This window comes from Collimonas silvisoli, from assembly GCF_018305005.1.
Taxonomy (GTDB): Bacteria; Pseudomonadota; Gammaproteobacteria; order Burkholderiales; family Burkholderiaceae_D; genus Collimonas; species Collimonas silvisoli.
Window position 1 is genome coordinate 1 of record NZ_JAGQEG010000160.1, and the last position, 5713, is coordinate 5713.

A 5713-nucleotide genomic window follows, 5' to 3' on the forward strand; every position below is an offset into this window, starting at 1 on the left:
CAAACAGCAGCTTGGCGTGCAGCATCACAAACAGTCTGGAGGGGGGCAGGCAAGTCCATTTGTTTGGTCCTTGCCAGTTTCTTCTATAGCTCCGTCGTGGGAGTCGACATCGCCATCTAGCGGTAATTTGTCAGTGCTCACATCGTTTGCTGCGGCTGCGTCTCACCTTGTGTCTGTGCCAACTGGAACAACTGCACCAACGGTCCCAGCACAGGTTGGTTCGGTTGAGTTGATTGATTTGACGGATCGTAATGACTTAATTGATGCACCTGCATCACTGCCAGTTGTCTCGGTTGAGTTCAACGATGTGGGTGAGCTACCAGATCCTGATGATCCGGACGATCCCCGAGAGCTACCAGATCCTGATGACCCTGGATATCCGGTTTATCAAGATGATCCGGATGACTCAGATGATTAGGTGGCGCCAGCCATCGAGGAAGTGGACGGTGCGGGCGTTCGTGGTCCTACCGTTTTGGATTTGATCAAGGAAAGGTTGGCCAAGGTCTCTAAAGACGCTTTCGTTGTTGGCTAATCCTGTTGCCGGTTATATGCCCGGTCGTGTCACGAGGTCGTCCTCGTGATGCGGCCAGGCAGAGAAGGACGGTGCCTAATCTTGAAGAAAGTGAGGTGGATGTCAATACAAGTTGAGCAGAGTTAACACAAGCTATCTGGCCAAGGAACAAGTTATCCGGAAGAGGTCGATTTGGATTGACTTGGACTATATGCGGCATTTTTGAAGCGTTGTTGTAGGTGGGTTCAACAGTAGTATTTTTTTGCGATTTAGTGGCGTAACTCCGTATGTTTTGTTTTTGCATGAGCAGCATCTGCGCAATAGAAATTAAAAAATAAGTGCGGCTCATCCGCGTTCTTTTGGTGAGTTGAATTTTGGTTTTTAATGTTATTAAGAAGAAATAATTTATACCTAATTAATAGGGGTATTAAGAACTTATATCTGTCAATAAGAAGATTGTAAAAGCTGATGAAATCTAAGTGTTTGAGCTAAACGGCTCAAACACGTCTACCAGAGGAGCAGGTAGGTATCAGGCAAATAAATATTCGATAGGCATTTGGTATGCAGAAGCACTGGTCTGAGACGTTGCAGTCGTCCCAGTTCAGCTAGAGAAAAGACCTAACAAATAAACGAGGTAATTGTGAGCACCGATAATTCAGATGTAAAAGAGCTGTATCAGCAGATTGACCAGGACTTCAACGTCTACCATACCGAACGTGACGGTAAGCCTTTGATCGTCTTTGGCGATCGCTATGAGGGGTTCCTATATCCCATTGAGCGTTTTGTTGAAAGTATCGTCGATAGCGATGATGACGCTTTCGGGCTGACCAGGGACCGCAAGGGTAACTCTGTCTTCGAAGCGTTGCCATTGGCGAAGGACTTTAAGTCGTTTAACGCCTACATCGGGGAGTTCAATCACGACTACGAGTTTAGCGAATATGTCACGATCTTCTTTGAAGCCTACCAGCGCTTTGATATGGTCGAGGAAAACTTTAATAATCCGAATGCCATGTCCGTAGTCGCACCAGACAAGCGCTTAGGCGAGCGTGGCAACGAGTTTGTTGCTTATATTCGTAAGACAGGCCGATCTGAAGCGGTGAAGCGCCGCATCTATGATCGTGCATATAAATCAGTCCGTAATTTCGAAAGTGCAAAAGACTACATCGATAAGCTGTTTTCTCAGCCCGGTGGGTCTCGTTTGTTGGTATTGCGGATTGACTTTGGCTACATGAAGAAGTATCTGCCTGACAGCGGCCTTGTAGAAGCCCGTAAGGACCTTGATCGCTTGTTTAACAACACGCGCAGCAACAAGCTTTTCGATGCGCTTGTAGGCCACATCTGGAAGCTGGAGAGCGGTGTTGAAAAAGGCCACCATTTCCACTGCATCTTGTTCTTCAAAGGTTCGAAGGTTTGGCATGATCCTTACCTGGCCGATCTGATCGGTAAATACTGGGTGGAGCGTATCACTGCTGGTCGTGGCACGTTCCACAATTGCAATGCAGACAAAAGTAAATACAAATACTTGGGTATCGGCATGATCAACCATGACGATGAGGAGCTGCGCGCTAACTTGCTGAGAGTGGTGAAATATCTGACGAAAAAGGACCAGTATTTGCGGAAGAAGGTGTCAAGCCGCCGCCGTGTGTTTGGTCGCGGTGAGATACCTGGTGTCCGTCGCAGTAACGCAGGGCGTCCACGTAAGCTGCCAAATTAAGATGGAGTACGTCGGAGGTTGGCTAACATGCTGGCCTCCTACGTCAGTGTTGGTGCATCCTCAAATGCTGACGAGGTGCTTTACTTGATCCGAAGGGACGCAGGCTTATCTGCCGACCTGTTTGAGCTTGGCAGCGAGCCAGCCATACTTTGTGCGGATACTTGGATCAGTAGAGTTTTTATACTTCTGGACCAAACTTTCAAGCGTTGAATAGTGTCGCTCAAGGCCATCATTTCCGTCATCGAACTCGCCGACATGTTTTTGCGAAAGATAGTCTACATACCTCCATCCATCTGTGTCTTGGGGGATGCTGATATTCAATAGCTGATCAATGTCCGTCTCGTCCATCGTATCTGGCCAAGGGCCATGCTCCACAATATTCGCATCTACTATGATTCGCGGTGTATTGGCGGCCTGCTCAAGACGGTAGGCGTGAATAAAGGCTGGACCGAATGCCAGGGTGTCTTGATGATAGAGCATCACCTTTCGTGATGCCACCCCGTAGTAAAATCCCGTGGGCGGCCAATTCGATAGTGAGAAAGAAAGCGGTCGATGCGATGGAGTACAGCGCCCATGGATCGGTAACCGGTGCCGACAAAATGAGGGAGTCGGAGAATTGTGTTACGCGTATCAGATCCTCTTCACCACCGGATACCTTGCCAGCCTTCTTCATTGCCGACACGATCTCATCGGGTGTCCATGTGCCATTTGCTATTGCAGCTGAAAAGCCCAAGAAATCGATAAAGGCGCAAAAGCGCTGTTCATATCCGTTGGTCGTCGATGGAATTTTCATGCAAGTCCTTATTAGCGTGAGTAGGGTGGTCTGCGTACTCTTGAAGAAATTTCACATATGTGCAGTTGAAGCGTATTGCCGTGGTCAGTTTTCATCTTTGCCGGCGTGCTTGGTCGTCTGCATGCAGGATAAGTTGGCTTCTGTTCCTTAATCGGACGTGCAGTGGCGAGGAGTTGTATAGCATTTAGACTTGGTATGTCGTCTTCATAGCGAACTTGAGCCAGATGGTGCTATTGGTTAAGGATGCCAACGAATAGGCTGTCATCGACTGGTGCTTGTACAGGAGGTCAGGAGTTGTCATAGGTGTAGCTGCCTATATCGTGTTGTCCAATGGAGTTAAAGTTCTTGTAGATCGCTCAAGCCGGCCTTCTATCCCGTCCACGATCGCGCACTGTCCACACGCTCGGACTGTTAATGACGCCGCCATCAGCCCGCGCCAGAGCGCTGCGAACACGGTAGAAAGAGCGATTCCAGCACAAACGATCAGGTCGTGAGCGAAGTAGCCAATACCTCTAGGGCGATAAGGTTCTCTTCCGTCGATCGCTGATCCGTCCTGAGTATCGGACAATCACCACGTCGTGCACAGTCCCAATAGCTGGAAAGAAAGTGCCGATGGTAGTCCTGACTTTCCTTGGCTTCATCGTCGCGTGACTCAAGGCGCGCCAGCGTTGTCGGCAAATCGGACCAGCACAATATCGTTGGTACCCAAAACGACCAATGCTGTTCGAAGAAATCAGGGGGAACCAGTGAGCAAACGGTCATCCACGAGCGATCAAGGACAATGATTTCATCCGGACTTGCGCGAGTGACGGCTGCCTGAATTGCCGCCATACCTATCTCGATGGTTCGGTTGTGGTTCAGTTGCTCATGCGCGCGCATGAGGTCCGCCCCCCATTGACCATCAAACGTCCGGATATACCGCCCGTGCAATCGCTGCGCAAGCAGTTTTGCAAGTGTCGTCTTGCCGGCACCGTCGTGGCCATCGAGACCAACAATGCGGTTTCGCATCATTTATACGGATGGAGCAGGACAAGGTTTTTGTTGTCATGAAGTTCTAGCCAGTAGTGCCGAGCGACGCCACTTTCCAGAATCTCCCGTGCGTCGCCACGCAGTTCAATCAGCCCTTTTGGCGAGACGCGGTAACCACCTGAACCTCCAGCTGGTTTGATCGCGACCGCGCCGTCTTCAATGGCGACGGTGACGCGTGTCCCGACTCCCAGGGACATTTGCAAAGTCTTCCTGGCCGAAACCGGAAGTGTAATGACCCCGCCGGAAGAGATCTTGGTGCGGCGGTTCTTAATTGTCAGTGGTTCCATGACGAGCCTCCTTATTGCTGGTTTGTACTGCAGAATCGAACACTAGGTTATACAGAGATCCGTAGCGAGTGAGCACCTCTTGCGGCTCTCCGCCGGACCGCCATTTGTCTTTGTCAAAGGCTTCGGATTCGTCTGCCGCCTGGCTTCGAACCCTCATGCAATCCGGGCTGATCTCACCGAAAATGACCGATCCAGTCTGATCGATGAAGAAACAAATGTCGATCAAAAGCAATCCATTTCGCGCGAACAAGTCCTCAATCCAAAGGAAAGTATCGCTCGCAAGTTGTTTTGCTCGAGCAGGATTGTCGAGCCATACGCTTGCGTAGTCGTCCGAAATGGGCTCATCCGCGAGGCGGTTGCCGTCCAGGTCCGTCATCGGATGACGCCAGTCGAAGCAGACTATCGGCGTTTCAAAGCGCGACCAGCGCTTGAGGGGCTGGCCATTCCGCGCGGTAGGGTAGCGGTCTGTATAGCGGTACCGATGCAATGGCGAGCCTATGTGGTAGCGCTTGACCCGGATTTCGATATTGCTGGGTTGGACAACACGCTCGGCAAGCAATGGTCCCTTCACAGATTCGATTAAACCCAGGAACGCAGTGGACACATGACGCGCACCGGGCATGCAGTCCAAGGTTCGAAACAGATCGGCGCTGAAACGTGCACGGATGAGCTCAGTCCCAGGTACTTGTCCATAACGGTTCTCAGTAAACGAATACACACTGGGGATTAACCGGGCGACCGATATTGCAGGGGTAAGCAGGCGGATATCCTTGCTTTCACCTTGTACCAGTACTGGCAAGGAATCGAAGTCGATTCGAATTCCCCGCAGCACTTGTTCAATCATCGAGAGCTTGCCATTGCTGAGATCGACCGAGATACGCTCCCCAGCAGGCCCGAGCACCACAATCTGTTCATCATTGACACATTCAACTGTAACCACCAGCTCAAGGTCGGCACACTGATCGAGCAACAGTTCAACTGCATCGGGAAAAGACTTAGTTACCATGACGCGGCTCCTAGTTGATTGGCGATACCTCAGATAATGACAATTTTAAATTTATCGTTAAGAGCGCGCAGCGCTGCTCCCGTCGCAACGGCAGCTTCGGCCAATGCCGATCCGGGGTAGCCGGCCACAACTTGCTTTTGTTGGGTCGCCGTGTCGAAATCGCACTGGGCGAGCAGCCAGGATTGGGCCGACTCTTTAGACATTCGAATTCCGGTCGCACCGAACGTTCCTTTGACAATATTTGCGGGAATCTTGACGAAATATTCGTGCAGGTTTCGGCGGTCATCTTCGCCTCCCTGGGACGGTTGCACTAACGCCGCAGCGATCATCCCCAACTGTTGGCGTTGTCTGATGAGGCCAAAACTCATGTTTC

7 protein-coding genes and 1 pseudogene are annotated in these 5713 nt (G+C 50.7%); 2 read left to right on the forward strand and 6 right to left on the reverse strand.

Annotated features, from left to right (window positions below; all coding sequences use genetic code 11):
* Nucleotides 1-418 (forward strand): annotated as a pseudogene (locus KHU33_RS24945) (hypothetical protein); the annotation flags it as partial.
* Between the two features lie 733 nt (nucleotides 419-1151).
* Entirely contained in the window at nucleotides 1152-2225 is a 1074-nt protein-coding gene (locus KHU33_RS24950) for a YagK/YfjJ domain-containing protein (protein ID WP_211468059.1), read from the forward strand.
* Between the two features lie 105 nt (nucleotides 2226-2330).
* Here KHU33_RS24950 and KHU33_RS24955 read toward each other — a convergent pair whose 3' ends face one another.
* The 6 genes from KHU33_RS24955 to KHU33_RS24980 form a co-directional block, all read right to left on the reverse strand.
* A complete protein-coding gene (locus KHU33_RS24955) occupies nucleotides 2331-2708 on the reverse strand; it encodes a hypothetical protein (RefSeq protein ID WP_211468061.1) in 378 nt (125 codons plus the stop codon).
* Nucleotides 2644-3018 (reverse strand): hypothetical protein, encoded by a 375-nt coding sequence (locus KHU33_RS24960; protein WP_211468063.1) that lies wholly within the window; start codon nucleotides 3016-3018, stop codon nucleotides 2644-2646. Before KHU33_RS24960 ends, KHU33_RS24955 begins: the two co-directional genes overlap by 65 nt.
* A 483-nt stretch (nucleotides 3019-3501) precedes the next feature.
* Entirely contained in the window at nucleotides 3502-4029 is a 528-nt protein-coding gene (locus KHU33_RS24965) for a hypothetical protein (RefSeq protein ID WP_211468065.1), read from the reverse strand.
* Nucleotides 4026-4334: a hypothetical protein gene (locus tag KHU33_RS24970; protein ID WP_211468067.1), complete on the reverse strand. Its 309-nt coding sequence runs from the start codon at nucleotides 4332-4334 to the stop codon at nucleotides 4026-4028. Before KHU33_RS24970 ends, KHU33_RS24965 begins: the two co-directional genes overlap by 4 nt.
* Nucleotides 4315-5340: a phosphoribosylaminoimidazolesuccinocarboxamide synthase gene (locus KHU33_RS24975; RefSeq protein WP_211468069.1), complete on the reverse strand. Its 1026-nt coding sequence runs from the start codon at nucleotides 5338-5340 to the stop codon at nucleotides 4315-4317. The genes KHU33_RS24970 and KHU33_RS24975 overlap by 20 nt, the downstream gene beginning before the upstream one ends.
* Nucleotides 5341-5369: 29 nt before the next feature.
* A partial coding sequence (locus KHU33_RS24980; protein ID WP_211468071.1) for a hypothetical protein occupies nucleotides 5370-5713 on the reverse strand: 344 nt, incomplete at its 5' end.

What these genes read in the sequence shown, in the direction of transcription:
- KHU33_RS24960 (WP_211468063.1), bottom strand. Translation starts at nt 3,018, where the DNA reads ATGAAAATTCCATCGACGACCAACGGATATGAACAGCGCTTTTGCGCC.
- KHU33_RS24970 (WP_211468067.1), bottom strand. Translation starts at nt 4,334, where the DNA reads ATGGAACCACTGACAATTAAGAACCGCCGCACCAAGATCTCTTCCGGC.
- KHU33_RS24975 (WP_211468069.1), bottom strand. Translation starts at nt 5,340, where the DNA reads ATGGTAACTAAGTCTTTTCCCGATGCAGTTGAACTGTTGCTCGATCAG.
- KHU33_RS24965 (WP_211468065.1), bottom strand. Translation starts at nt 4,029, where the DNA reads ATGATGCGAAACCGCATTGTTGGTCTCGATGGCCACGACGGTGCCGGC.